29 protein-coding genes are annotated in these 25,719 nt (G+C 34.8%); 13 read left to right on the top strand and 16 right to left on the bottom strand.

Features of this window, described 5'->3' with window-relative positions:
• Position 1: 1 nt before the first annotated feature.
• The 7 genes from ACY9Z2_RS11855 to ACY9Z2_RS11825 form a co-directional block, all read right to left on the bottom strand.
• Positions 2-544, bottom strand: a complete 543-nt coding sequence (locus tag ACY9Z2_RS11855) for a glycerol-3-phosphate acyltransferase (RefSeq protein WP_463609856.1) — start codon at positions 542-544, stop codon at positions 2-4.
• Between the two features lie 192 nt (positions 545-736).
• Complete coding sequence (locus ACY9Z2_RS11850) at positions 737-1,753, bottom strand: serine hydrolase domain-containing protein (RefSeq protein ID WP_463609855.1); 1,017 nt, start codon at positions 1,751-1,753, stop codon at positions 737-739.
• Positions 1,740-2,297, bottom strand: a complete 558-nt coding sequence (locus ACY9Z2_RS11845; RefSeq protein WP_463609854.1) for a GNAT family N-acetyltransferase — start codon at positions 2,295-2,297, stop codon at positions 1,740-1,742. Before ACY9Z2_RS11845 ends, ACY9Z2_RS11850 begins: the two co-directional genes overlap by 14 nt.
• Before the next feature lie 130 nt (positions 2,298-2,427).
• Entirely contained in the window at positions 2,428-2,694 is a 267-nt protein-coding gene (locus ACY9Z2_RS11840; RefSeq protein WP_463609853.1) for a CD3324 family protein, read from the bottom strand.
• Positions 2,695-2,923: 229 nt separating this feature from the next.
• Positions 2,924-3,400 carry a GNAT family N-acetyltransferase gene (locus tag ACY9Z2_RS11835; RefSeq protein ID WP_463609852.1) on the bottom strand — a complete coding sequence of 159 codons (477 nt, stop codon included), beginning with the start codon at positions 3,398-3,400 and terminating at the stop codon, positions 2,924-2,926.
• 63 nt (positions 3,401-3,463) lie between these two features.
• Entirely contained in the window at positions 3,464-3,913 is a 450-nt protein-coding gene (locus tag ACY9Z2_RS11830; RefSeq protein WP_463609851.1) for a GNAT family N-acetyltransferase, read from the bottom strand.
• Complete coding sequence (locus ACY9Z2_RS11825; RefSeq protein WP_463609850.1) at positions 3,910-4,728, bottom strand: alpha/beta fold hydrolase; 819 nt, start codon at positions 4,726-4,728, stop codon at positions 3,910-3,912. The genes ACY9Z2_RS11830 and ACY9Z2_RS11825 overlap by 4 nt, the downstream gene beginning before the upstream one ends.
• Positions 4,729-4,889: 161 nt before the next feature.
• On the opposite strand from ACY9Z2_RS11825, the gene ACY9Z2_RS11820 reads away from it, so the two are divergent.
• Positions 4,890-5,765 (top strand): Rpn family recombination-promoting nuclease/putative transposase, encoded by an 876-nt coding sequence (locus ACY9Z2_RS11820; protein WP_463609849.1) that lies wholly within the window; start codon positions 4,890-4,892, stop codon positions 5,763-5,765.
• 39 nt (positions 5,766-5,804) lie between these two features.
• Here ACY9Z2_RS11820 and ACY9Z2_RS11815 read toward each other — a convergent pair whose 3' ends face one another.
• From ACY9Z2_RS11815 to ACY9Z2_RS11800, 4 genes are all read right to left on the bottom strand, one after another.
• Positions 5,805-6,278, bottom strand: coding sequence for a GNAT family N-acetyltransferase (locus ACY9Z2_RS11815; protein WP_463609848.1), 474 nt, complete (start codon positions 6,276-6,278; stop codon positions 5,805-5,807).
• Between the two features lie 106 nt (positions 6,279-6,384).
• Positions 6,385-6,522: a GNAT family N-acetyltransferase gene (locus ACY9Z2_RS11810; RefSeq protein ID WP_463609847.1), complete on the bottom strand. Its 138-nt coding sequence runs from the start codon at positions 6,520-6,522 to the stop codon at positions 6,385-6,387.
• A 96-nt stretch (positions 6,523-6,618) separates the two neighbouring features.
• Positions 6,619-6,783: a hypothetical protein gene (locus ACY9Z2_RS11805; protein ID WP_463609846.1), complete on the bottom strand. Its 165-nt coding sequence runs from the start codon at positions 6,781-6,783 to the stop codon at positions 6,619-6,621.
• Between the two features lie 309 nt (positions 6,784-7,092).
• Positions 7,093-8,277: an RNA-guided endonuclease InsQ/TnpB family protein gene (locus ACY9Z2_RS11800; RefSeq protein ID WP_463609845.1), complete on the bottom strand. Its 1,185-nt coding sequence runs from the start codon at positions 8,275-8,277 to the stop codon at positions 7,093-7,095.
• Positions 8,278-8,516: 239 nt separating this feature from the next.
• On the opposite strand from ACY9Z2_RS11800, the gene ACY9Z2_RS11795 reads away from it, so the two are divergent.
• Positions 8,517-8,624, top strand: coding sequence for a hypothetical protein (locus ACY9Z2_RS11795; RefSeq protein ID WP_463609844.1), 108 nt, complete (start codon positions 8,517-8,519; stop codon positions 8,622-8,624).
• 297 nt (positions 8,625-8,921) lie between these two features.
• On the opposite strand, the gene ACY9Z2_RS11790 is transcribed toward ACY9Z2_RS11795, so the two are convergent.
• Positions 8,922-9,746, bottom strand: a complete 825-nt coding sequence (locus ACY9Z2_RS11790) for a methyl-accepting chemotaxis protein (RefSeq protein WP_463609843.1) — start codon at positions 9,744-9,746, stop codon at positions 8,922-8,924.
• 450 nt (positions 9,747-10,196) lie between these two features.
• On the opposite strand from ACY9Z2_RS11790, the gene ACY9Z2_RS11785 reads away from it, so the two are divergent.
• Both ACY9Z2_RS11785 and tlp read left to right on the top strand, forming a co-directional pair.
• Positions 10,197-12,266 (top strand): ABC transporter permease subunit, encoded by a 2,070-nt coding sequence (locus tag ACY9Z2_RS11785; RefSeq protein ID WP_463609842.1) that lies wholly within the window; start codon positions 10,197-10,199, stop codon positions 12,264-12,266.
• 62 nt (positions 12,267-12,328) lie between these two features.
• Positions 12,329-12,562, top strand: coding sequence for a small acid-soluble spore protein Tlp (tlp, locus tag ACY9Z2_RS11780; protein ID WP_463609841.1), 234 nt, complete (start codon positions 12,329-12,331; stop codon positions 12,560-12,562).
• Positions 12,563-12,905: 343 nt separating this feature from the next.
• Here the strand turns inward: tlp and ACY9Z2_RS11775 are convergent, their stop codons facing one another.
• On the bottom strand, positions 12,906-13,298 hold the full coding sequence (locus ACY9Z2_RS11775) for a spore coat protein (RefSeq protein ID WP_463609953.1): 393 nt from the start codon (positions 13,296-13,298) through the stop codon (positions 12,906-12,908).
• Positions 13,299-13,671: 373 nt separating this feature from the next.
• On the bottom strand, positions 13,672-13,878 hold the full coding sequence (locus ACY9Z2_RS11770) for a hypothetical protein (protein WP_463609840.1): 207 nt from the start codon (positions 13,876-13,878) through the stop codon (positions 13,672-13,674).
• Positions 13,879-14,098: 220 nt separating this feature from the next.
• On the opposite strand from ACY9Z2_RS11770, the gene ACY9Z2_RS11765 reads away from it, so the two are divergent.
• Both ACY9Z2_RS11765 and ACY9Z2_RS11760 read left to right on the top strand, forming a co-directional pair.
• Positions 14,099-14,473: a DUF2642 domain-containing protein gene (locus ACY9Z2_RS11765; protein WP_463609839.1), complete on the top strand. Its 375-nt coding sequence runs from the start codon at positions 14,099-14,101 to the stop codon at positions 14,471-14,473.
• A gap of 12 nt (positions 14,474-14,485) precedes the next feature.
• A complete protein-coding gene (locus tag ACY9Z2_RS11760) occupies positions 14,486-14,698 on the top strand; it encodes a hypothetical protein (protein ID WP_463609838.1) in 213 nt (70 codons plus the stop codon).
• A gap of 229 nt (positions 14,699-14,927) precedes the next feature.
• On the opposite strand, the gene ACY9Z2_RS11755 is transcribed toward ACY9Z2_RS11760, so the two are convergent.
• Complete coding sequence (locus tag ACY9Z2_RS11755) at positions 14,928-15,839, bottom strand: Gfo/Idh/MocA family oxidoreductase (protein ID WP_463609837.1); 912 nt, start codon at positions 15,837-15,839, stop codon at positions 14,928-14,930.
• Between the two features lie 141 nt (positions 15,840-15,980).
• Here ACY9Z2_RS11755 and ACY9Z2_RS11750 point away from each other — a divergent pair, with 141 nt between their 5' ends.
• From ACY9Z2_RS11750 to ACY9Z2_RS11735, 4 genes are all read left to right on the top strand, one after another.
• Complete coding sequence (locus tag ACY9Z2_RS11750; RefSeq protein ID WP_463609836.1) at positions 15,981-16,904, top strand: glycosyltransferase; 924 nt, start codon at positions 15,981-15,983, stop codon at positions 16,902-16,904.
• A 15-nt stretch (positions 16,905-16,919) separates the two neighbouring features.
• Complete coding sequence (locus tag ACY9Z2_RS11745) at positions 16,920-17,600, top strand: acyltransferase (protein ID WP_463609835.1); 681 nt, start codon at positions 16,920-16,922, stop codon at positions 17,598-17,600.
• A gap of 137 nt (positions 17,601-17,737) precedes the next feature.
• Positions 17,738-18,961: a glycosyltransferase gene (locus ACY9Z2_RS11740; protein WP_463609834.1), complete on the top strand. Its 1,224-nt coding sequence runs from the start codon at positions 17,738-17,740 to the stop codon at positions 18,959-18,961.
• 43 nt (positions 18,962-19,004) lie between these two features.
• Positions 19,005-20,009 (top strand): glycosyltransferase family 4 protein, encoded by a 1,005-nt coding sequence (locus ACY9Z2_RS11735; RefSeq protein WP_463609833.1) that lies wholly within the window; start codon positions 19,005-19,007, stop codon positions 20,007-20,009.
• Between the two features lie 690 nt (positions 20,010-20,699).
• On the opposite strand, the gene wecB is transcribed toward ACY9Z2_RS11735, so the two are convergent.
• Complete coding sequence (gene wecB / locus ACY9Z2_RS11730; RefSeq protein WP_463609832.1) at positions 20,700-21,773, bottom strand: non-hydrolyzing UDP-N-acetylglucosamine 2-epimerase; 1,074 nt, start codon at positions 21,771-21,773, stop codon at positions 20,700-20,702.
• A 193-nt stretch (positions 21,774-21,966) separates the two neighbouring features.
• On the opposite strand from wecB, the gene ACY9Z2_RS11725 reads away from it, so the two are divergent.
• The 3 genes from ACY9Z2_RS11725 to ACY9Z2_RS11715 all read left to right on the top strand — a co-directional run bounded on the left by ACY9Z2_RS11725 (position 21,967) and on the right by ACY9Z2_RS11715 (position 25,702).
• Positions 21,967-23,193: a glycosyltransferase gene (locus ACY9Z2_RS11725; RefSeq protein ID WP_463609831.1), complete on the top strand. Its 1,227-nt coding sequence runs from the start codon at positions 21,967-21,969 to the stop codon at positions 23,191-23,193.
• Positions 23,194-23,266: 73 nt separating this feature from the next.
• Positions 23,267-24,568 (top strand): nucleotide sugar dehydrogenase, encoded by a 1,302-nt coding sequence (locus ACY9Z2_RS11720; RefSeq protein ID WP_463609830.1) that lies wholly within the window; start codon positions 23,267-23,269, stop codon positions 24,566-24,568.
• Between the two features lie 21 nt (positions 24,569-24,589).
• Positions 24,590-25,702, top strand: a complete 1,113-nt coding sequence (locus ACY9Z2_RS11715; protein ID WP_463609829.1) for a DegT/DnrJ/EryC1/StrS family aminotransferase — start codon at positions 24,590-24,592, stop codon at positions 25,700-25,702.
• Positions 25,703-25,719: the final 17 nt, after the last annotated feature.

Raw genomic sequence — 25,719 nt, 5'->3', positions numbered from 1 at the left:
TTTAATCCTCTTTTCTATGTACAAAAATTACGATGAACAGCATAAGTAAAAAAGTGCTAGACAATAAATAGCTTGAAATAATTGCTAACGTAATGGGTATGGTACTTATTGCAATCAACCCTACTATTGTAAAATTCTTTTTGATTTGCAAACCTATTAGCAAAGTTATACCAACTACAAGAAGTGTTAATGGCATTAATGCAAGTGCAACGGCTAAATAAACGACAACCCCTTTACCTCCACGAAATTGCAGTTGGGCTGGCCAAATATGTCCGAGTAAAACAGCTAGTGCCATACCTCCTAAAACATATTCGTTAACGGGAAACACGTAAGCCGCGATAGTCAACGGAATCACCGTTTTTAATGCATCGATTATAACCGTATAAATAAATGCAGAACGTCCAAATACCCTACCAGCATTTCTGGCACCTGCATTTGAACTTCCAAGGGTTCTAATATCTTGATCAGAAAGATTCTTTCCTACATAAAAAGCCCCATTTAAGCATCCGCTAACATAAGATAAAAATATAAGAGCAATTTCCACCAGAGGAACCACCTCTTTATTTACTAATAGTATTTGAACCAACCAAATTATAACATGTGAAACTAGTAAATATTTCTATAAACCCCATTTAAATAGAAATTCGAGAATATTTCAACTCAAACCATAGTAATAGTAAAGTACATTCCAATCATAATAAAAAGCCCTTCTCATATGAAAAGGAGCTTAAACTTCTTATATCAATTCTTCTATAGCCTTTATTACCTCAAAGGATCCAGATTCTTTATTAGATGGTACAACTAGCTTTAAGTCAAGGTCTGGGTACACAGCTGAACGAAAATTTACTCCAGGATCGTATCCCATGACATGATAGTTAACAATGTGACCATTTCGTTTATTTATCCATAACCCATAACCATAGAAAACTTCATCTTTTACATTGATAGTAGGTGTTAACAATGTATTGGTATACTTTTCACTTAATAGCTTGTGATTCAGCAGTCCTTCCCACAACTTTATCATATCAGGCGCAGTAACGTAGGCACCTCCATCAGCACCTCCCTTAATTGGTACTGAAAACGTATTGGTTCGCCACGTACCATCTTCCTCATCAATATAACCGATCGCAGTATTTTTCGGAAGTTGATCAAGTGAATAATATCCTGAATCAAGCATTCCGCACCGCTGGAAAATTTCTTTCTCAATATAGTCGATAAAAGACATCCCTGTTTGTTGCTCAATCACTAGGCCTAATACGATAAAACCAGCGTTATTGTAGTGAAATTTTTCCCCAGAATTAAACATCATGTTCTCTTCTTGAAACATCGGTAAAAAATCACGTAATGTACGAATTAAATAAGTTGGTCGTTCCTTCCAAAGCTCCTCAAAATCATCCATTTTATCCTCGTCAAAGTAGTCAGGAATACCAGAAGTGTGTGTTAATAAATGATGAATCGTTACCTCTTTATTAAAATTTGGAAAAGCAATATCTAAACAATCCTTCAAACGTGTATCAAACGCTATTTTGCCTTGTTCTACAAGTTGGCATATACCAATTGCAGTAAACAATTTGCAGCCAGATGCTATACCAAATCTAGTATTTACCTTATTCATCAGTTCATCAGATCGATTCGCATATCCAAATGCTGAATCAAATACCACATCATTTCCTTTTTTCACGTAAATCGCCCCTGAATAGCCAAGCTCGTTCACTTTTTCCTCGATTACATTTTTGATTTTATTTTTCAGCATTGTAATTCACCTTCCTAAACTCTTCTCTTAATATTCCCATTAAGATTGAATCATGAAAAGCTCCATCATAAAAAAGCGCATCTCGAATTCTTCCTTCCTCTTTAAAACCCAATTTCTCGTACGCTTTAATCGCTCTTTCGTTGTATGCAAAAACGTCCAAACCAATTCGATGCAGATTTACAACATTAAAACCAAATTCCAAAAGTAAGTTCATCGCCTCGGAACCATAGCCATTTCCCCAGTATTCTTTATCAAAAACGGATATTCTGACGACAGCGCTTTGATTTTGATTATCTATATCCAACATCGCGATGTCACCGATTGGTTGATCATTTTCCTGTAAACAAATCATAAGGTCAATTCTACTATTATCGACTGAATTTTTTTCAAACCAGTTTTGTACCCCAGAACGTGTAAATACAGCCTGTGTTCCAGTTAATTTTCTACCTTCTTTATCCCACAGAGCATTTTTATAGAATAAATCTAAATCCTCCTGTTCAATTGGTCGCAAATATACTCTTTCACCAGTTAAAAACTTTATCATTTTCATTCAACTCCATTCTACCCTTGATTTTAAGTTTCTTATGGTATGAATTCTATAGGAAGAATAGTTATAAACTATTTTCACCATAGTAAAAGCACTGATCAAAAAAAGTTGATCAGCGCTTTTACGTTTATTCTCTAGAATATACAATTTTTTTAACCGTTTCCGGTGAAAGAAAATATTTATCAGCCAATTGATTAATAGTAAAACCAGTGCTGAAGTCATTCCGCATTGAGGCATTTCGCTCATCAATTACTTTTCTCCCGCCAGAACAGGTTCCCCATTTTTGATAGTTATTCTGGGTTTTCGGAATGTATATGGTTTTTCCTTGAACATATTTTTGTAATTCATCTATCAATTCTTTTGGTAAAACATTTTCTGCTTTCACATAACTCATTTCAGCCAGCTCCTTATTTTTATCTTTCGAATAAGGTGCAAAGCCTACTTACTAGAATTGAACAGTTTACTAGGCGATATAAATAAAACTATCCACCTCATGCAAAGAATCGCCGCTAGTAATAGGCTTTGCATGAGCTGCTCCTGATTTCGCAAATGACATGCGCTTCAACTCCTTTATCCATACTTGTTATATTACATTATAGAATAAAATGATTTTTCGTGCATTTTTATAACTCTTTGACCAATAATAATTCATCTAGAATCGGAATTCCATTTGCTGTCACCAGTGGAATTTCCGGTTTTATTTTTCTTGCCTCTTCAACCGCATTCGGAAAGACATTGACCAAACGGTATCCCCTCTTTTGATAGAAGGCTATCGCATGTAAATTATCATTGGTTGTTACTAACTTTATTCGTTCTAGTCCTAAATTAGTTACATGATGTTCGACCTTTTTTAAGAGTGATGTGCCGATTCCCTTGTTTTCAATAAGACTATCTAGCGAAATGATTTCACATTCGTCTTCAACAATGACATACGTGATCAACCCAATTATTTCATTATTATCTTTCAATACCATATAGCCGTTTAGATTATCGCATTTATACACCCCGCTGGAAATTACCATTTCAGGACTTCCCCAGTGTTTCGTAAAAAAAGTTGTTAATCTATTTTTCTCAATGGTATTATTTTCTACTAGTTTCATAACTTTTCTCCAATTTTTTTATTGGTTACATAATCTCTTCTAAAAATTGGTATCGCTCCTTTTTTATGATACATCTACTCGCAACAATGGAAGTAACCTACCTTCAAACACGGTAGATGGCGTTTCCCCAATTTTAATTGCTCCCATTTTTTTGTAGTAACCAATTGCATGTGGGTCACTATCAATCGTAAATCTATAGATTCCAAGTTTCTTTGCCTGTTGTAGTATGTTTTCCCACATAATTTTGCCATATCCCTTACCAATATATTTTGGGTCAATATATAAGAAATCCAAACTATTCTTTTCTCCTCTTTCAAATGAAAAGAAACCGATTATTTCACATTTATCTTCCAAAACATAAACATCGTTTTTCTTCATATACTGCTCAGTTATCGTTAAGTATTCTCTACACGCATCGATGAATTCCGCGCTATAATCCCAATAAGCTTTTGATTGAATGGCGATTTCGCTAATCAGATTTGCTTCTTCTATCAGTGCTCCTCTTAATTTCATCTTACTGCTCCTATATGTTCCTTCACTAATTTTGCTATCACATTCGGTTGCTCCACTACTGTCCAATGTCCGCATTTTTCAATGCTATGTAGAGTTGCGTGCGGTATATAGTCTATTAATAAAGAATTTATTAATTTCGGTGAGATAATATCATGATCACCTTGAGCTACCATTATTGGAATGGTTGAAAGCGTGGATAATTCGGATCTTAGATCGTAATGAAACTTTATGTCTTTACTCAACTTTTCATTTACTATATTGTTGATTCTACTTTTTCCACTCAGGTTCGCTGTAGAATAAACATAGTATGGATCGAGGATATCAAATATCTCTTCGATGCTTGCTTCTCCCTTTTTTAATTTCTCGTCGATAATAAAAAGTGTAGCTTTATCTTCGTCAGAAATACGTTTTTCCAATTCTTTTTCAAAAACTGTTAGGGCATCAGCAGTAATACCGATTGCTGCAGTTAAGAATATCCGATTAACATTTTCTGGATATTTGGTGGCATAAGAAAGCGCCAACATGGATCCCCACGATTCACCAAATAGATTTATCGTCTCTAGTCCCAATAATTTCCTAAGTTGTTCAAGCGTTTCGATTTCATCCTCTATTGTATAGCGATCTACTGCCTGCGATAACCCGCATCCTCTTTGATCATAAAAAACTAATTTGTAATCATCTGCTAATCTTTCCATATGCGGCAAAAAGAAACCATGTTCACTCCCTGGACCACCATGAAGAAAGATGATTGGTTCCCCATCCCCTATTATTTTTACAAAAATATCCGACCCATTAATAGTTATATATTTGTCCATTTTACGAATCCCCCCGTCTAATACGATACTACGATTATTTATGCAAAAAGTTTCGAATTTTTAATGCGAACACTTGTTTGAGTATAATGATTTTGGTATCATGAATTTAGAATTACTTCCTCGGTCTATTCCTCATTTTCTTTATAGAAAGATGTGGTATGATGTCATTAACTATGGTAGTACATGAAGAACACGAGCCATATATCCACCATGATCAACTGTTCAAAGAATTAATCCACACATTTTTTAAGGAATTTCTTGAAGTATTTTTCCCCGATGTTCATAAACACATTGATTTTTCAACAATTATACCTTTGTCAGAAGAAACTTTTACCGATGTACACGAGGGAGAAAGTCGACGTGCAGATATTGTTATTGAGACAAAGCTAAAAGGACAAGATACCCTCATCATTATTCATGTAGAACCTCAAAGCTATATGCAGTCAAGTTTCAACGAGAGAATGTATCATTATTTTAGTATGCTCTATAACAAATATCGGAAGCCGGTCTTACCTATTGCCATCTTCAGCTATGATGCAGTCAGAAAAGAACCCAATCAGTTTACGATGAAATTCCCATTCTTCCACGTACTAACGTTTCATTTTTTGAAACTAGAACTTAAACAAATGAACTGGCGCCAGTTTCTTGATTCTAATAACCCTGTAGCAGCTGCTTTACTTAGCAAAATGGGGTATACTAATAATGAGAAAGTTCAAGTTAAAAAAGAATTTCTACGTATGCTCGTACGAATGGAAATAGATCCTGCAAAAACTCGATTAATAAATGGCTTTTTTGAATCGTACCTAACCTTAAACAAAGAGGAGGAGGAAGAGCTAATGAAGGATATTAATCAAATGCCAAAAGATGAAGCAGACTTTATAAAAAAACTCCCTAATTCTTGGTGGGAAAAAGGCAAAGAAGAAGGAAAACGCGAAGACGCTGTTGCTATGCTTAAAGAATGCCTTTCCATTGACTTAATTGCAAAAATCACTGAACTTAGCAAAGAAGAGATAAAAGAATTAAAACGGAACCTCTAAAAGAGACGTCCTATTAAGGGCGTCCCTTATAGAGATACCTTAAACCAACTCTTTTACAAACAATACCCTAGATTGTCCATTCCCATCATAATTTGAATGTACCGATATTCCATCCAATTCTTTATCACCTTTTACTATTACAAATCCAATTTTTGCGTGATATGAAATAGATGTTTTATTGACTGGTGATGTGACACAACGGACAATACTACGTTTGCTTTGTAATACTGTATTAAAAAATTTATCGTAAAGTTGTTTCCCGATGTTCTGCCTTCTATATTCGGGATCTACTCCAACGAAATGGATGTATGCTTCCTGTTCATTTGTTTGCGACAAAAAGCCAATTATAAATCCAACAATTTTACCGTCTTTTTCTACAACAAAACTTGTATTTGAGAAATGAACAAAAAATAACTTTGGCAGCATATCGGCCATTTGTCTACCGCCCCACCACTCATTAATTAATGGTGAGATAGTATGGTAATCTGAGCTTTGTACGGAACGAATTTCCATGGTTTTCACCTCTATAAGATCACATAAAATTAAGTGAATTTTATCTACACAAACTTATACATAAGTATATCATCTGCATATGTACCCTTACCAAGTTTAATTTCATTCACTTTACGTCCTCTTCTTTAAACCCGAGACTTGCATATAGCGAACGTGCTCGATGATTTGTTGATAGAACGCCTAAACCTACCTTTTCAATCAGTGGATTATTCTCAGCCCACATTAAAAGTTCTTTTATTAACACTCTTCCTATTCCTAGACCTCGAGGTCTTTTTCGATCTGGTGATTGAAATACGATGAAACCTACACTTTTTAAATGGGAAAGTGTGTCGTTTCTAACTTATGTCAATTCATCAATGTAATAATTGATCGAATGGTTATTAATTTCGTTTCCTTTTAATCCTAGTTCAATGGCGGAACCCCATATGGACAATTCTTCTTTAATAAAATCTCTTTCTTCAAACGATATCAACTGGTGAACCTTTTCAATCGAAGCTATGTGCATGAGTAATGCACCAATCGAATTATCTAGCTCATTTAATCATTTAATCGATAATCCAAATGCTCTGTAACCATTTCCTTTACTTCCTCTAAAGTAACAGCGCGAACATGCTCCATCTTGACATCCTCCCCCACCTAAACCTTTATGGAATTTGTGGAAGGGAATCCCAGTAGAAAAATACTACTGGTTGGTTACCATTACCTCTTCTCAGTCCCGTCTTCCACTTACATGGGATACGGGTAGAGAGTCATCAGCTAGGTGTACAGCGCAGTCAGGCGCCTTACGAAAGCATTAGATCTTTCGCAACGGTAACTAAACCGCAGTTTTGCTTTTTTCAGTAATTGGTGGTCTTGTGGAAATAGTGAAACTTGCATTTATATCTGCATCTTTCGTGTATCCACAGGAGCACTTATACAAAGAACCTCTACGGTTCCTTTTAACTGTATTACCGCAATTCGAACATTCTTGGCTAGTTTTGAATGGGTTAACCTTTTGCACCTCTAGCTCGGCTAGTTTAGCTTTATAGATTAGTTTTAATTCCAAGTCAAAGAAAGCCCAAGAGTTGATATTCCTGTCGCTACGTTTCCAGTATTTTTTCATGGAGCGAATATTACTTAAATCTTCTATTTTAATAATAGAGACACCCTGTTCTATGGCAAACGAAACAATCTCCTTTGCAATTACATGGTTCCAATATTGTATAACACGTTGCTCTTTGTTTTCCAGCTTTTTTAGGGCTTTGGTATTTTTCGCTTTTTGCATTTTACGTCGAAGACGACTATATTTTCTTCGAATATGACCGATATGTTTTCCGGAGAAATGAACATACTTTCCGCTCTCTTTATTACCTGCAACCGCAACAAACTTTAGTCCGCGGTCTACGCCAATTGCTTTTGAATTATTAACATCACGAACTTCATTCTTTAACTCAAACGAAACAGAGAAAGAAAAATACCATTTTCCTTTCTTAAAGAATAACTGCCCGTTTCCCTTTTTAGGTATAGAAATACCATTATATGACCATTGATAGTATTTTGACGTTGTATCCATTTCACCGGTAAGCAAGTAGTTCACCCAAAATAGGTTATATTCATTCGTTTTTAACGGAATGTACTTATCTACTGTTAAACTCCCACCATCAAGAGTCGGAATGCCCAACTTTAAAAATCCGTTATCAAAGCGAAATCGCCAATTTTGATTGTTGAAAGGAATGGCAATGTTTTTTTTGAATTTGGGAAACCCTTTGGTTTTCTTGTTTTTGTACCAATCTTGATACCTAGATACCGCTAGTTTTCTAGCTTCTTGCTTTAACGTCGAGGGTAACTCAACATGACCCAGCTTTTTATCTAGTTCGGCTGCTTTTATACTAGGTTCATTTCGTTTCACTTCAACAGCAGAATTTGTACATTCTGAAAAATTGATACGCATCTTTTCATACATGTCACATTTTGTATTTGTTGGTTCGAACAATGGTATTTTAATAGATAACGTTTGCATATGATTCACCTCCAAGTAGTTTATCATGCGTTTATTTTACCAAATCGAACAGTTGTTTGTCTCAAATCAGCATTTAAAATGCAAAAAAATAAGCGATTCAACTCCCACCTAAACACTTTCGTGTTTTGAAGAAGGAGTCTTCTGCCTAAGGTCGATAAAAACGAGCTCTCCTATTTTATCGTCATATCCAATTTGTGACTCCATCCTGTTCAAATTGTGGTTCACTGAAAGAGGTAAAGATGGCAGAACGTATCTACCACTGTTCGTGTGGACTACACGTTAATAGAGACTACGATGCAGTACGAAATATCAAAAAAGAAGGCATTCGCTTATTGGCAACTACATAATGGAAATAGAAACTCTTGGAACAGGAGGGTTAGCTTAGTCCATTTCGTCAGTTGGCAAAAGTGGCGATTACCCAAGAAGCCCCACTTCACCGTTAGGGTGGTAAGTGGTGGGAGTAGTTCACTAACTTCATGGTAGAATAAAAGTAACATTACAAAAGTATCTGTCATTTCTTCAATGAGTGGTAGAAATTATTTTTTTCAACATTTGACTTGATATCCTACTACTCTCAAAATAATTCATGCAAAAATGCCTGATTTCAGATAGCTGAATTCAAGCATTTTTGTAGTATTATTTTATTACCTAGTCACACCTTCAAATTCTTCAATCGTCACGTTAAATTGTGATTGAGTATCTAAAACTATTTCTTTCAATTCATCTGTTATTTTACTAACCTTGTCAACTTCTTCCGTGATAACTTCTACGTTTGAATTAACATTTTTAATTGAATCATCTACATTCCCAGCCAACCTACGTACCTCGTCAGCTACAACTTTAAAGCCACGCCCTTGTTCACCAACACGAGCTGCTTCGATAGCCGCATTTAGAGCTAAAACATTTGTTTGTGATGATATATTTCGAATGATCTTAGAAACTTCCATAATTAAATTGGTTTGTTCCTTAAGAGCAGCAACTGCCTTCGCTTTTTCATTTGAATTCTCGATAACTATATCGACTAACTCTGATGGCATTTCTTTTAATCTAGAAATAATTCGTGCGGTATTATTCTCACGCTCTGTAATATCTGTTGCTATTTTGAGAACAGCCTCTACTCCACCTTCCTCATTTAGTATGGGAATATAGGTAGCTTCTAACCAAAGTTGGTTTTTATCTTTTCCAATCCTTTGAATTTTTTCCTGAAACTTTTTTCCTTTAGCTAGGTTGTTCCATAATTCATCATATTCATGGCTATTTCTGAATTCCGTAGTGCAGAACTCGCTATGATGCATATTATTCATTTCATCAACAGTATATCCCATTGTTGATGCAAAGTTTTCATTTACCCAAATAACTTCTCTTTTTAAATTAAATTCTATCATTGCTAGATTTGACTCTAGTGCTGCTAAAACTGACACATTATCTAAAACTTGGGTGCTCGAATTAGTATTAATGGAAATACTCATTATCTTCTCCTTTTATATATAAAATCATTTTATTGTACATTCACTAAACAAAACTTTATAAACATGACTTATGTACTATTTAACTATTAATATTTATATACCCTCACAACCATAAAATTAAACTATGTACACAATACTCCGTATTTGGTTCTAGCTAACTACTAACAAATACACACCAATTTACTAGGTATTTGGTCTTGGTAATTTTATCACTTAATTGAAGGACATTCAATAATATTGGGAAATTTTTCTTTATACTGAAATATCTCCAATGTTACTAATTTTTGAATGCTAGTAATTTCTTTCCTTATTTTGTTACAAGCCTTTAAATTTTATGATTTTTCTTTTTAGAAAAAAATGGAATTATGCGTTGTTTTATAAAGCGAAAAGTAGTAATATTTAAAAAATAGATAAATAAGAAAGAAAGTTTAATAACCGGGGGTCAGATGTATGCGAATCTTAAAGCTTTTTTTGTTCTATCTGCTTGGAATACTTGGTATTATTCTGTTTAGTTTTATCCCACAAGCTGTGGTCACCAGAACCACAAGTATTCCTGCACTAGTTGATATGTTTCAAACCTTCACAAGACAATTAGTCAATCCGGAAAGCTGGGTATATGCTGTTCGAGCAGGAAGGGAGTCTATAGAAGTTCCTTTGTTCGATGTCATATGGGAACCATATCTTTACTCCATGACCATTTTGTTATCAGCGGTTTTTATTGGGCTGTCATTAGCATTCGTGCTTGCTTTAATTACGCATTTTCTTCCAAGATTACTTCTTCAACCGATTAAACGGTTACTCGACTTCTTAGAATCTGTACCTGACCTTGTTATCGCTGTTTTCTTGCAAATACTTTCCATATACGTTTATCAAAAATTTGCCGTTGATATATTTCGTGTAGCAACGTTTCGTGGAGAAAAAGCGTATTTAGGACCAATTTTAGCGTTATCCGTACTTCCAATGGTATCTATGTACAAAATTCTTCTTCTTATGATTGAAGAGGAACTACTGAAGGATTATGTATCCTTTCTTCAAAGCAAAGGAATTAAAAAAATTCGAATCATTACTAAGCATGTTTTGAAAAATATTATGCCAAGTTCGTTTCATCATATGAAAGTTATTATTTGGGCAACATTATCTAGTCAGTTTGTAATTGAACCAATCTATAACAGTAGCGGATTCACATCCTTTATCCTAGGAAATGTAAACCCAATTAATATAGCTGTTACCTTAGCGATGCTTTTTACACCATTTTATTTTTTCTTCCAATCCATTGAACTATGGATTAACCCTGACGAACTGAACAGTTACGCAGTTAAAAAAGGACATTGGTGGAATAAATTACAACCAACGTCCATCGTCACACACTTCCAGATCAGCGTCAAAAATGTCTTGTATTCTCTGAAGAACGTGAGATTGAAAAAATTTCAACCCTGGAAGCCTATTTTTATTCTAGTTGCAGTATTTTTTAGGCATATGAAAAACTGGAAATTCGCGGTTGGAAGTATCTTTTTTATTTTTGTTATCAGCTATAGCGTAATCTATTCGGTCACTACAAATGATCACATTGATAAAGTTTTATTTGCTTATGAGGAAGATGGCACAACGTTAATTGGATTACCGCCTCACGAGCCTCCGGAACCTTACCTTTTTGGATCTGATCGATATGGATATAGTTTATTTGATCAACTCGTTATTGGTGCAAAATACACCTTGTTTTTTGGGCTACTCATTGCGGTAATGCGTGTTTTCGGTGGGCTAATTTTCGGTGCCATTTACGCGTTCTACCTAAAACCTAGAACACAACAATGGATTAGTAAGATGGTGGATTCGATCCATTTCATTCCATTAAGTGTCATTGCTTATATCTTGATTAGTATGGTGATTTTCGGTACAACAAGTGGATTTTCGCATAATACGGCTGAACGAATAACCGTGGAAGTCGTCGTGCTTACGATTTTAGTAATACCGCTAACAACCGTTCTAATTGGAAAAGATATTCATCGTGTCATGCAAAATGAATTTGTAATGAGTGCGAAAGTATTAGGTGGCAACAGGATTCATATTTTTTGGCATCATGTTATGCCACATATTGGACCAAAAATGACGGTGTTATTTGGACAGCAATTTATCCAAGTCCTGTTAATTTTTATCCATTTAGGATTCTTTTCTATTTTTCTTGGTGGCACCATTATAGAAACCGGACCTTTAAGTGGTCCTCCAAGATCTACAACAAATGAATGGTCTGGATTAATCGGCGCGAATAAATATGCATTCAAACAAGGTAGATATTACCTACTAGGCTTTATACTACTTGCATTTATGATTTCCATTTTTGCCATGCAGTTAATTATTCAAGGAGTTAAAGAAGTTCAACAAGTTAAAGTTGGAGTAATATTTAAATTAGGTAAATTGAAAAAGAAGAAAAAGGTAGAGCAAAACAAACAGGTTGTGTTAAAGGAACATTTTCAATTGGCAGATTCTGTTAATAAGCGAAATGAGCGCCAAAAAATATTATAATTAATTGACATACATACCTCCGTATCAACTAAGCCATACTAAGCACAAACTGCAAAGGAGGAATGAAAATGCCAAAATCAGATGATCGTTCGAATAACCCGGAACGAATCCAAAATAATATTGATCATACATTGCAAAATATGGATGAGGCTCGAGACTACGAAAAAGCTCATTCAGAAGAAATGAGTCAACAGGAAAAACAACAAATTCAAGAAAAGAATCATCGTCGTGAGGAAAGCATAGACGGCTTGCGTGATGAATTGAAAGACGAAATAAATAATCAGCATAAACACTAATAATTAAGGTAGCAGGTCTTTATTCTAATACCCTGCTACCTTCAACATATTTAGTCGTTAGATGTACGATTATGACCTTTTTGTCTTGTTTGATGCGCTTTTTTATGTTTCATATCATTAATTTCCTGCTTACTTTTATTTTTTGTTTTTGTTTTGTCTCTCATGTTCAATCCCTCCTTTAGTTGTATTATGTCTAACTACTGGAAAATAATAAGTATTACCACTATAAAAACAAAAAGGCCAATCCTTTTTGGATTAGACCTTTTATCATTTTCAATGAACCTCATTTTTATATTATATTTAAGAAGGTACTGTATCTAATGGGATTTGTAAAAGTAGACTCTTATAGTACATCTAGTCTAATAACTAATGCGATTAATATTTGTAATAGAATTTGAATGTTTAGTGCGATATCTGTATCAGTCGTTGTGACATTTACTCCACGTGAGTTTTCAATGCAAAGATGTTGTCTGTTTACTTGTGTGGATTTTAATTTAGCATTTAATTCTTGGACAATTTCATCAGCCGTATTGCTATCAGCAATTGATATGCTAACAACTAGTGCGATTGCTGCTTGAAGCGCCACCTGTACGTTGAGTGCAACCTGCGTATCAGTTGTTGTTACTTCAATATCACAAGAATCTTTAATAATAATAGATTCCATTGATTTTTGTACATTTTTTAGTTCTCCTTCTGCCTCTTGCACTACTGTAGCATCGTTAAAGGGATGATTCATTGTTGGGTCAAGGGCATTCCACTTTCTATCATTTGCACCAGCTACATCGTTGCAACAGCTATCACATTTATCTTCCCAACACTTATCTTCGCAACAACCATCGTGTCTACGACGTGGCTCTAAATGATAGCATTTTCTAGCCCTTGCTTCTTCCCTTTCCATAAAAAAACTTCTATTTGAGTTATATGACATTATTATCTCTCCTCCTTCTTGTCGATTAATATATCCTATGTAGAAGGTTTAAAAGAGTAAGGGTGATTGTCTCATAGTACACCACCTATTTTTTACTAATTTAAAAAAGTAGTGACAACTATTGATTAGAATAGAAAATTGCTACCAACGTGGGTGTCAGTAGCAATTGAATTTAACATTATTACTCTTGTTTATCTTTTTCATTTACGCTTTTTGTTATTTGGTTTACACTTTCTTTCAAGTTTTCAACTAAACTTCTGAGTTCTTCTTTTTCTTCATCACTGATTTTCTTTTCCCCTAACTGGACACCATGCTTTTTTAACGTTGTTCCCACCAGCATATCAATGACTTGTTTCGAAACATTTTCATGATCCTTTTTATCACTCATTAAATCCACCTCCATACTTTATTTCTTCTATAGTATATTCGCATTAGGGTTAAGCGTGTTATAGATACTAGTCTATTTAAATAGCCCTGCTAAAGAACCATTTTTCTTTTTACTCCTATGACAAAGGTGGATTTATCTATCAATATCCGTATATGCCCTTTCAGACAACCATAATGCGCATATAGTATATAGACTACTTTTATAGAAAGGATGAATTCATTTGGCACTAACGAATCGACAAGCAACATTAATACAGTTGTTAAACCAATTAAGCACACAAAATTTAGCCAATAGGTTAAATTCAGATGGTATCTCACTTGATTTACCAGGATTAGATGTAGACGTAGATGTAGATATTGACTTGGACGGTGACGGAGGTACTGATACACCTACCCCCCCATCACCAACTACACCAAGTACAATGGATGAATTGTTGATGGAATTAGTCAACGAACAAGTTGCTGTTACTACTCCATTCGGTACAGTTACTGGTACACTGCTTTTGGTTAGAAGTGATTACGTTGTCATTCTGGAAGATACCGGTGCGCAAGTATTAGTCCGTACTGAAAAAATCGAATTTGTAAGTGAATTATAAAGGAGGGATAGAATGTTTGAAGAAACTTTTGCTGCTGAGCTTGCTACTCGAATTGGATCAAGAGTTGAGGTTGCTACCGATAATAACTTAATAGAAGGAGTCCTCTCAACCGTTACAGCCGAATTAGTTTTAGTTATTGATGTTAGCAGTGGATATGGACAAAATACAAAGCTATTCATCTCCGTAGATGCTATAAATTTCGTTCGTTTTCCAGTAGCGGTTTAAAACTGACTAAAACTATAAGAACATTTACAAATACTCTGATTAACACATCAGGGTATTTTTTTTATTGTTAATGAATTAATTATGCTTTAGTCACATAAATATAGATTAGGAAAGTCTCTGTGTTTATCTTTTACTAACCTTTGATGTTAACACCTAAATTATTATTCTAGAACTAAATAAAAATAGGAATACACATATTCGTGTATTCCTTCCTTCAACAATTGGAGTGTTAGTTTCCCTTATGTTGAATTAGTTTGCTAATTTCATTGGATAAATGCAGTGCTTTTATTCCATCCCTTCCTGTGACCGTAGGCTCATTATTAAACTTGATACAATTAATAAAATCTACTAGCTGTGCATTTAGAGGTTGTATCGTATCATCTAACTTTATTTGATGGGTTTGATCAGAACGTGTTATGAATATTTCTTTATTTAGGATATCTGCTTCAATGAAAGCATCTTCCGTAAATATCTGAATGATTCTCATTTTTTTAACTGATTTAAAACTTGCCATTAGCTCAGTTGTAATTCCTTTTGATGACCTTGTAATTACTACAACATGCTTTGGTGTATTTTCAATTATTTTCCCTAAAGCATAAAATTCAATATCATTGTCCTGTAAGATCTTTTGTAAGATGTACAAATCATGAATCATTAAGTCCTTCACAACATCAACATCCTTGATTCTATCACTGTAGGGACTTAATCGATGAAAGACAATTCCGATGATATCTTCATTCGCTAATTCTTTTGTTAGCACTTGGATTAACGGATTGAAAAGTTCAATATGTCCTACCTGAATTGTAACACCAGCTTTTTCAGCCTTCTCTATTAAATCGTCAGCTTGAGCAATTGTACTCGTAATTGGTTTTTCCATCAACATATGCACATCATGTTGAATACACTTTAAACCAACTTCATAGTGAAACTCAGTCGGCACAACAATACTTACTGCATCCACTGTCTCAAGAAGATCATCTATCGATTGGAATTGTCTAACATTATATTTTTCAGCTATTTCTTGTCCTTTTCGATCATTATTGTCATATACACCTACTAATTCGCAATACTCATTTAATGATAAATACGTTCGCACATGATTCTCTCCCATATTCCCTGTTCCTATAACACCGACTTTCATAATAAAATCTCCTCACTCTTCATAACTATTACCTTTTATATCTTATGCATGAGCTAGTAAGTGAGATAGACTACCATAACTAAAAAAGTAAATTTGGCGTTTGTCCGACCTTCAACTAGTCTTATAGAAGGAGCGATTACATTGGTTAATTTGTTGTGGATAGCGGAAGATACATCCAGGTTACTCAATAAAAATTTCCATTATTTAGAACAGGAACTTAATAAGCATGTTAATCTAACAATATGGCGTAAATCTGGTCATATTAGCTATATTTTGAAACAACTCCCCTCTAAACCGGATTTTATTTTACTTTTAAATGATATTGATAAAAATTTTACCCCAATAATCAAAGGTCTTTCCACTACCACTATTCCAACAGGGTTATTTGTTAATGATGTGCATCGATTTACAAATCTTAGAAGGAACTATATTGCGAAACACAAGATTAATTACATATTTCCTGTAGTTCGTGATAAATTTCTAGAAACATATCCGGAATATAGTCATAAAATGGAATGGTTTCCTCATTTCGTTAATATAGAATTATGTAAAGACTATGGGTTGGATAAAGATATTCAGTTGTTAATGATGGGTGCAGTTAATGATGTCTATCCTTTAAGGCAAAAAATTATTCAGGCGTATGATGGAGATCCAGCTTTCGTCTACCATAAACATCCTGGTTATCGCAATTTTAATAAACAAGAAGAACAGCACCATTTCATCGGCGAGTTGTATGCCAAGGAAATCAATCGCGCTAAAATACTGTTTACCAGTCCGTCAATTCACTGGTATCCAGTTATTAAATACTTTGAAGCACTTGCCTGTAAAACACTTCTATTGGCGCCTACCTTTAAAGAATTGGAAGATTTAGGTTTTATTCCTTATTATCATTTTGTTCCAATCGACAACACCAATTTTAAGGAAAGAGCTGCATACTTCTTGGAAAATGAAGTGGAACGTCAAACAATTGCGGAACAAGGCTATAATTGGGCCCATCAAAGACATAGCGTTCCAATCCGAGTATCCGAACTGGTCAATAAAATACAGGGACTCATACATAAATAAGGAGGTTGTATACATTTGTCTACTATTCCTGAAAGTACAAAGTTGGGAAAACATACGGTGATTGAAAAAGATGTAAAGCTTGGTCAAAATGTTGTTATTGGTGACCATTCTGTTATTTTAGAGGGAACTCACATTGGCGATAATGTCACCATTGGTTGTAATTGTGTAATTGGCATAAAACCAAGTATTAATCAAAGAATGCGTAAAGTTGCTCAAAAAAATAGAGAATTAACTATTCAATCGGAAACACGTATTGGACACTTAGTTTCCATATACGCTGGTAGCGAAATCGGCAAAGGCGTGTTTATTGGTGATCATGCAAGTATCAGAGAAAATGTTACTGTTGGAGAGGAATCGGTGATAGGCAGAGCTGCAATAGTTGAATTAAACACTAAAATAGGGAAATCATGTACCATCCAGACACTTGCTTATGTAACGGGGGATACAATACTCGAGGATAATGTTTTTATTGGTCCGTGTGTTTCCATGTCAAATGATAAGTACATGGGCGCGCAACAATATTCCTTAAATGGCCCCTTCATTAAAAAAGGCGCTAAAATAGGTAATAATGCATCTTTGTTACCAGGAATTTTAATAGGTGAGAATTCAATTGTAGGAGCTGGTGCAGTTGTTACCAAGGATGTGGATGACGGTAGTATTGTTGCTGGTGTGCCAGCAAAAAAGATAAACTCCTAGCTGTTAAATTACAGTCCACAAAGTCATTTTTTCACTCTATGAATATACTTTTAAAACAATGCAGCATATTATTTTGGAAATTATAGCAAAATGAAAATCCAATTTAACAGTACATGCTCAAGAAAGGATGTGTAATTGTGTCGAAAAAGGTTTGCATGGTTATTGCTTATCATCCATTTTTGGACGCAAGAATTTTTAAGAAGGAAGCAAAAAGCTTACAAAAGGCAGGGTATAAGGTCACAATGATTGTTCCGAAAAAGAACGGGTATTTATTTGACATCGATGGTGCTCCTTTTACGAAACGTTTCAGGAATAAGGTTTTTACCCATGAAGGGATTAAAATTGTCACATACAATTTCGAAAGTTGTAGAGGACCGTTGAGTAAAGTACTAAGTAGTGAAGATGTTTGGGAAAAACAAGGATTTACGAATCAGTTAACGCAACTAGCTATCCAAGAAGACGCAGACATCTATCATACTCATGAATACCTCTCACTCTTCGCAGGTATTGGTATAAAGAGATTGATGAAAAGACGGAAAGGCAAAGATGTAAAACTAATTTATGATAGCCACGAGTTGACGCCAGATCCCCTACATCCCAGGTATACTGAAGAAAAAAGAAATAATTTAAAACAAAAATTATTTTTAATGCTTAAAGAAGTGGATTATGTTATTACCGTTTCAGATTCGATTAAATCATGGTATTTAACTCACAAACCAAATTTACCTGTGGAAGTAGTCTATAATTCACCTCCACTTGCAAAAAATTACAAACCTAAAGCCTATAATACTAAGGGTTTGATTACTTGTTATGAAGGAAATGTTGATGATAAAAAAGGAAGCAAAGATAAAGTTATTGGTATTTCTGAAATATGCTCAAAGAAGACCAATTTTCAGTTTATAATTATTGGTGGAAGTCGTTTTGGAGACTCAATTTTAATTCCTGAACACCTTCAGGATATTATTGAGTTAACAGGATGGGTCGATTATCATGCAATTCCAAACCATATGAAGAATGTTGATATTGGTTGGATTGATTTAGGTGATGTAGAACAATCCCTCAACCGTGCATATTCGTTGCCAAACAAATTTTTCAGTTACCTTAATAATGGTGTTCCAGTTATCGTCAACAAATGTCATGAAATGGAAGCTTTCATACGAAAACATAAATGTGGAATAATCGTCGATAAAACAAATGCAACATCACAAGATTATGCAGATGCTTTACTTTCACTTCATGAAGATAAAAATAAATTAAAACTTATGAGCCAAAATGCTCGTAAAGTAATGGAAAAGATGTATTCTTGGGAAAAAATGGAGGAACGATTATTTCGTGTTTATAAACAACTTTTAAACAATTAAAAATAACTGTTTACTACTTTTTTGAAAGAGAGGATGAAACCTATTGCGTGTATTGCATATTCCTGAAGGTGGTTTACCAATGATAAATTTGTGTCGTGCCCTACGCTCAAAGGGCATAGATGCTACAGCATGTCATTTTTATTCAAATCGCTTTAACTTTGAATCAGACATTCACTTAAACCTACAAAAATTCCCAAAACATTTACGTGAAAAAGAAATTAAAAAGTATTTTGATAAGGCTATAAATGAATATGATATCTTTCATTTTCACTTCGGATCAACTTTTTTTCCTGATAAAAGAGACCTAGAAATACTGAAAAAGGCAGGGAAGAAAATGGTTGTCCATCACCGTGGTTCGGATGCACGTATCTTATCTGTTGCAAGAAAACGCAATCAATTTGTCCGTGTTAAACCAGAATGGACAGAAGAAAAAATCAAAAAAAACTTGTCAATGCTATCGAAATACATCGATCACGCAATTGTACTGGACTATGAATTAGAAACCTATATAAAAAATTATTATAAGGAAACACATGTTATTCCACATATTATTGATCATAATAAACTCCAACCACACTATCCCAAGCCTAAGTCAAAGCCTCTCATCGTTCATGCCCCTACAAGACGTGATTTAAAAGGTACGGAATTTGTTTTAGAAACCCTAGAACAATTAAAAAATTCTGGCTCCACATTTGATTTTAAATTAATTGAAGGTATGAATCATCAAGAAACAATGGAGCTTTTGTCAGAAGCAGATATTGTCATTGACCAGTTAAGAATTGGATCGATGGGTTATCTTAGTGGTGAGGCTATGGCGTTGGGGAAACCAGTTATATGTTTTATTAGGAATGATCTAGTAAATAAGTACCCAGAGGGATTTCCTATCGTTAACGCAAATCCGGATACAATAACCACTGTCTTAAAAAAATTAATTAATAGCCCCACCGAATGGAAAGGCTTAGGGGTTAAAGGAAGGGCTTATATCAAACATAATCATAGTGCGGAAAAGGTTATTAACCAATATATTGAAGTATACAACAAATTATAGTTGATTAACTAACCTCCCTTTAATCCACCTAAAAAACTAGTTTTTACTAAAGTACCATTATATTTAAACTGGAACTAAGTGCCATGTGTAATTGACTGCAACGTTAGCGGAGAAATAACACAAAGTGACCTTGAAAAAAAGTACTGTTTTCGCGCAATGTCTTTTCATAGAAGTTTCCTTATCCGGCAGAAAAAATGAAAAAGCACTGAAAAAGTGGTGGATATTAAAATTTTAGCTTTTCACCTTTACTTAGTATCTTGAATATATGGAGACCCTGTGGAAAGTAAGAGATCGGCGAGACCTCGGAGGACGATTACGAAAAGTGAAGGCGCTAGGAGCCGCAACTAGACAAGTCCGAGAAGGCTTGTCACTCGCCCACGGAAAGGCTGTATATTCAAGATGCAATCATAGATCATCTTTTTAGTACTAAAATTCCCCTTTTTTAGTGACCTCGTACGATAGAACGAAAAGGTTCACCAGCGGTTCTAAGGTGCGTGACTGCCACAACGGAAATCAACGTTGCTGTTACCGTAATTCTAATTTTCACGAGTTCGCAATATATTTCGACTGTGGATTTGTACCTTTGTTGGATTTCTATAAAGTAGTCAGATTTAATGCTTTCTGATCTCCTAAGAAAAGAGGTGAGTAGACTCACCTCTTTATACGTTAAAAGTATGGGGAATTGTGTTATCAAGAGGTTTCAAATAAGGTTTCAATTATTTTTTGCGCTGTTTTTCCATCTCCAAAAAGAGCCTTACATTCTTTAGGAGGTTGGATTTTCTTTACTGCTTCCACTATGTTTTTAGTGTCAGATCCTGTTAAATGATTCCAACCCGAATGTACAGTTTCTACCCACTCCGTTTCATTTCTTAGGGTAACGCAGGGAATTTTAAGCATATAAGCCTCTTTCTGAAGACCTCCAGAGTCAGTCAAGATAACATTTGCTTGAGAAGTAATTGTTAACATGTCAAAGTAATTTAAAGGTTCTACAATTTTAATACGAGGAGTAAAAATTGAATTAGTTAACTGAAACTGATTTATTTTGTTTCTAGTTCTCGGATGTAATGGTAAAACTACATCCATTTTAAATTGTTGAAGTGCTTCAAGAATTGACTTTAAGCGCTCAGGGTCATCTGTGTTTTCTGCCCGATGAACTGTTGCTAGGTAATAGTTGTTTTTAGTAAGTGATAAGTCTTCTAGAATTGTTGATTGATTCAACGCAAGATCTTTAAAGTAAAGGAGAGTGTCATACATGATATCTCCTGTCAGGTATACTCCTTTACTTATTCCTTCTCTACTTAGGTTTTCAATAGCAGTTTGGGAAGGGCAAAATAAATAATCAGAAAGATGATCAGTAACAATCCGATTAATTTCCTCCGGCATCTTTTTATTGTAACTGCGTAGCCCAGATTCTACATGCGCGATTGGAATGTGAAGTTTTGAGGCTGCCAAACTTCCAGCAAGAGTCGAGTTGGTATCCCCATATACAAGTACAACATCTGGTTTAACCGTAACCATTACATTTTCTAATTCCTTTAACATTTTGGCGGTTTGTTTTCCATGTGATCCAGAACCGACTCCTAAATTATAATCGGGTTGTGGAAGATTCAATTGCTCAAAAAAAACAGTGGACATAACATCATCATAATGTTGTCCGGTGTGAATAATAACCTCTTCCATATTTGAATTTGCTTTTATGGTTTTAGACAACATACTTGCCTTTATAAATTGCGGTCTAGCCCCTACTACTGTTAATATTTTCATTTCTTGCTCCTTTCAATGAAAACATTGCTTATCGCAAGTTTTAATAAAGAACCTTTGTTGTGCTTATATTGCGTCGATAAAGGTTATAGTTGCTTACCGGTATAAAAGGTTATAATCCATTTTATTCATCAACCTAAATTGTGCTTCATTTTACGTTTTTTTGTTTTTTACTACATTGTATAGGAGGAAAGTAATGAGTAAAAATGTTTGTTTTTTAGTAACTGAGCACCCATTTTTGGATGCCCGTATTTTTAAAAAGGAAGCCAAAAGTCTAATGAGACGAGGCTATAAGGTGACGATGATAGTTCCTAGAAAGGATGGTTATCTATTTGATGTAGATGGAAGTATTTTTTATGAAAATTTTCAATCTCCAGTTTTTACTCATGAGGGAATTAAAGTAGTCACATATGAACAAATATACCATGAAAAGAATATTAAAAATCTACACTACAACCTATGCTCTAAAAAGAATAATCGTTTTAATGATTCATTAACTGAATTAGGAATCAATGAAGAAGCAGATATCTATCATGCACACGAAATTTTTTCGCTTTATTCAGGAATTGGAATCAAACGTGCTTTAGCTTCCAGAGGAAAACGGTGTAAATTAATCTATGATAGTCATGAATTAGAAGTTGATCCTTTAGGCAATCAATCTCAAAATACCAAAAAGGTTAAACGAGAAATGCTCGAAATTATGTTAAAAGAGATAGACTACCTTATCACAGTTTCGGAGTCGATTAAAGAATGGTATCTCTCATTAGACTCACGACTTCCAATAGAAGTAATCTATAACTCCCCTCCGTTAGCACCCAAGTTGAAACATAAAAAAGGGAGTGAAGATGAGTTCATAATTGCGTATGAAGGTGTTATAGATAAAAGAAGAGGTAATTTTAATAAACTTATGGATATATTGGAAATATGTAATAAGCAAATTGACATGAAAGTTAGAATCATCGGCGGACTGAAGAAGTCGAATAAGGATCAGACGCTTACAATACCCTCCCACTTAAAAGATAAAGTTCACTTTACTGGATGGATAGACTATAAATCTATTCCTGATGCGATGAAGGATGTTAATTTAGGATGGATAGACTTAGATGCTACTAATTCCCTAAATAACCGATTTGCTATGCCAAACAAGTTCTTCAGCTACTTAAATAACGGTATACCTGTATTAGTAAATCAATGTAAAGATATGGAGAATTTTATTGAAACGAATAAGTGTGGAATTATAGTCAAAAAGTTACAGTCTAGCGCTAATGATTATGCTCAAGTACTGCTTAAGTTCTTTTCTGATAGAAGCAAGCTTAGCGAAATGTGTATAAATTCACGCAAGGTAATGGAAACACAATGTAGCTGGGAACACATGGAAAGGAAGCTACTCACAGTATACAAACATTTAACAGATCAGCTATAGAAGTCCAAACATTATACCTCTAACCACCATAAGCTATTAAGTAAATTCGCAGGTTAAGAAATGAGGTAAAAATATGGTAACAGATCAACATAATACATTACCGACTGCAGCTGTAGTAGGTTTAGGAAAAATAGGACTAACCTTAGCAGCAGTATTCGCAAATAATGGCTACAACGTTTTTGGTGCGGACATTAACAGTGAGATAGTTTCCCGTATTAATAATGGTAAATCCCATATCAAAAATGAACCAGGATTAGATAATTTGGTTTTACGTGCACATGAAAATAGAACGTTGTCCGCTACTACCAAGACTTCAAAAGCTGTTTCCAATGCATCGGTTATTGTTGTAATAGTTCCAGTATTAGTGAATGAAAAAAACGAAGTTGATTATCGATTTATTGATGCAGCAGTTCAAGAAATAGCGAAGGGACTTACAAAAGGATCGCTAGTCATTTTTGAAACAACCCTTCCCCCCGGTGATACAAAAAATAGATTTGGAAGGAAAATAGAAGAAATATCAGAATTACGTATGGGCGAAGATTTTCATCTTGCATATAGCCCTGAACGTGTCTACTCAAATCGAATCATTCAGGATCTCAAAAATTATCCAAAAGTCGTGGGAGCGATAAACGAGAAAAGTCTTGCACTTGCTACAGATTTTTATAAACGTTCCATTGGTTGTCAATTAATAGAGGTAAGTTCTTTAGAAACTGCAGAGTTTTCCAAAGTTGCGGAGTGTGTTTACCGTGACGTAAATATCGCACTTGCAAATGAACTAGCTTTATTTGCTGAGAAAAAAGGTGTGCCAATTTCAGAAGTAATCGAGGCTAGCAACAGTCAACCTTATTCCCATTTACACGCACCAGGTATTGGTGTTGGTGGACATTGCATTCCGATTTATCCGTATTTTTTTATAAACAAAGGATTGGGGCAAGGAATCACTACCCTATCTAGAGAAATAAATGACAACATGGCTCACTATGCTATTTCAAAGGTTGAGCATGCTATTGGTTCCTTGGAAAACAAAAACATTCTAATCTTAGGTTTGTCGTACCGAGAAAATGTAAAAGAGCCGACAAAATCAACTGCTTTGTTGCTTAGAGACCAGCTTATAGAAAAAAAGGCAACTACATTTGTGAATGATCCACAATTTACAGATAGAGAGATTAGTAGCTATGGGGTTACCCCAATTTCGTTAGAGGATCCATTTTTATCTCAAATTGATGCAGTTATTCTTCAAGCCTACCATAATGAATATGTATCCATTGATTTCAGCAAATTTAGCAATTGTAAACTCGTTTTAGATGGAAGAAACAAGTTAACGGAAGAGCACATAACCAAATTAGGGATACAATATGAACGAATTGGTAATTAACGATAAAGGAGGTATCTTAACATGGAAAACAAAATACCAATGGTCGATTTAAAAGAGGAATTAAAGCTAATTAGAACACCAATATTGGCTGCGATAACAGAAGTCTTGGATAGTGGAGAATATATCATGGGAAAAAAAGGAGAAAAACTGGAAACATCTGTTGCCAATTATGTTGGCACTACGTATGGACTGGGGGTTGCAAATGGGACGGATGCCCTCCAACTAGCTTTACAAGCGCTGGATATTGGTCCTGGGGATGAAGTTATAACGACTCCCTTCACTTTTTATGCCACAGCTGAAGCAATAGCACAAGTCGGAGCTACACCTGTTTTTATCGATATCGAAGAGGAAACATATAATATGGATCCCTCAAAAATAGAATCAGCCATAACAGAGAAAACGAAGGCGGTCATTGTTGTCCACTTATACGGTCAAGCTGCTAACATGAATGAAATAATGACCGTCGCAGCAAAGTATAAGTTGCGTGTCATAGAAGATGCTTGTCAAGCAATCGGGACCGAGTACAATGGAAAAAAAGTAGGATCGATCGGCGATATTGGTTGTTTTTCTTTCTTTCCTTCCAAAAACCTCGGGGCATATGGAGATGCTGGTTTCGTAACAACAAACCAAAAAAATATTTATGAAAAAATACAGCAACTTCGTAATCATGGGAGCCAAAAAAAATATCACCATTCATCAATAGGAATGAACAGTAGACTAGACGAAATCCAAGCAGCAATTTTACTTGTTAAATTAGAATATCTAGATAGTTTCTTAGAAAAAAGAAAAGAAATTGCTACACGATATACGAATAGTCTTCAAGGACTCTTTAAAGTTCCACCACTCTTCCATAATCGGGAACACACATTTCACCAATACTGTATCGAAGTTGAAAATCGGGATGAATTTGCAGCTAGGTTAACAGAAAACAGCATCGCTTCAGCTATCTACTATCCTATTCCCCTTCATTTACAGGAAGCTTTTGATTACCTAGATTATCAACCAGGAGACTTTCCAATTGCTGAAAAAGTATCCAACAAAATTGTAGCACTGCCAATTTCTCCAATGCTCTCATTTGAGCAACAAAATTATATCATTACAACTATAAAAAAACTTGAGAAGAACAATGGATAAAAGGAATCCATTGTTCT

This window comes from Virgibacillus sp. GM2-2 (assembly GCF_055329585.1).
Note: the sequence above shows the minus strand (reverse complement) of the source record. Positions and strands in the feature narration are given on the sequence as shown.

Coding starts and splice junctions, on each gene's coding strand:
- ACY9Z2_RS11840 (WP_463609853.1), bottom strand. CDS start 2,694: ATGAGTTATGTGAAAGCAGAAAATGTTTTACCAAAAGAATTGATAGAT.
- ACY9Z2_RS11770 (WP_463609840.1), bottom strand. CDS start 13,878: ATGAGTGATAAAAAGGATCATGAAAATGTTTCGAAACAAGTCATTGAT.
- tlp (WP_463609841.1), top strand. CDS start 12,329: ATGAAAATGCCAAAATCAGATGATCGTTCGAATAACCCGGAACGAATC.
- ACY9Z2_RS11850 (WP_463609855.1), bottom strand. CDS start 1,753: ATGCTGAAAAATAAAATCAAAAATGTAATCGAGGAAAAAGTGAACGAG.
- ACY9Z2_RS11755 (WP_463609837.1), bottom strand. CDS start 15,839: ATGAAAGTCGGTGTTATAGGAACAGGGAATATGGGAGAGAATCATGTG.
- ACY9Z2_RS11805 (WP_463609846.1), bottom strand. CDS start 6,783: ATGCACATAGCTTCGATTGAAAAGGTTCACCAGTTGATATCGTTTGAA.
- ACY9Z2_RS11725 (WP_463609831.1), top strand. CDS start 21,967: ATGAGTAAAAATGTTTGTTTTTTAGTAACTGAGCACCCATTTTTGGAT.
- ACY9Z2_RS11790 (WP_463609843.1), bottom strand. CDS start 9,746: ATGAGTATTTCCATTAATACTAATTCGAGCACCCAAGTTTTAGATAAT.
- ACY9Z2_RS11775 (WP_463609953.1), bottom strand. CDS start 13,298: ATGAATCATCCCTTTAACGATGCTACAGTAGTGCAAGAGGCAGAAGGA.
- ACY9Z2_RS11815 (WP_463609848.1), bottom strand. CDS start 6,278: ATGGAAATTCGTTCCGTACAAAGCTCAGATTACCATACTATCTCACCA.
- ACY9Z2_RS11845 (WP_463609854.1), bottom strand. CDS start 2,297: ATGATAAAGTTTTTAACTGGTGAAAGAGTATATTTGCGACCAATTGAA.
- ACY9Z2_RS11720 (WP_463609830.1), top strand. CDS start 23,267: ATGGTAACAGATCAACATAATACATTACCGACTGCAGCTGTAGTAGGT.
- ACY9Z2_RS11795 (WP_463609844.1), top strand. CDS start 8,517: ATGGCAGAACGTATCTACCACTGTTCGTGTGGACTACACGTTAATAGA.
- ACY9Z2_RS11760 (WP_463609838.1), top strand. CDS start 14,486: ATGTTTGAAGAAACTTTTGCTGCTGAGCTTGCTACTCGAATTGGATCA.
- ACY9Z2_RS11825 (WP_463609850.1), bottom strand. CDS start 4,728: ATGGACAAATATATAACTATTAATGGGTCGGATATTTTTGTAAAAATA.
- ACY9Z2_RS11715 (WP_463609829.1), top strand. CDS start 24,590: ATGGAAAACAAAATACCAATGGTCGATTTAAAAGAGGAATTAAAGCTA.
- ACY9Z2_RS11800 (WP_463609845.1), bottom strand. CDS start 8,277: ATGCAAACGTTATCTATTAAAATACCATTGTTCGAACCAACAAATACA.
- ACY9Z2_RS11835 (WP_463609852.1), bottom strand. CDS start 3,400: ATGAAACTAGTAGAAAATAATACCATTGAGAAAAATAGATTAACAACT.
- ACY9Z2_RS11785 (WP_463609842.1), top strand. CDS start 10,197: ATGCGAATCTTAAAGCTTTTTTTGTTCTATCTGCTTGGAATACTTGGT.
- wecB (WP_463609832.1), bottom strand. CDS start 21,773: ATGAAAATATTAACAGTAGTAGGGGCTAGACCGCAATTTATAAAGGCA.
- ACY9Z2_RS11830 (WP_463609851.1), bottom strand. CDS start 3,913: ATGAAATTAAGAGGAGCACTGATAGAAGAAGCAAATCTGATTAGCGAA.
- ACY9Z2_RS11820 (WP_463609849.1), top strand. CDS start 4,890: ATGTCATTAACTATGGTAGTACATGAAGAACACGAGCCATATATCCAC.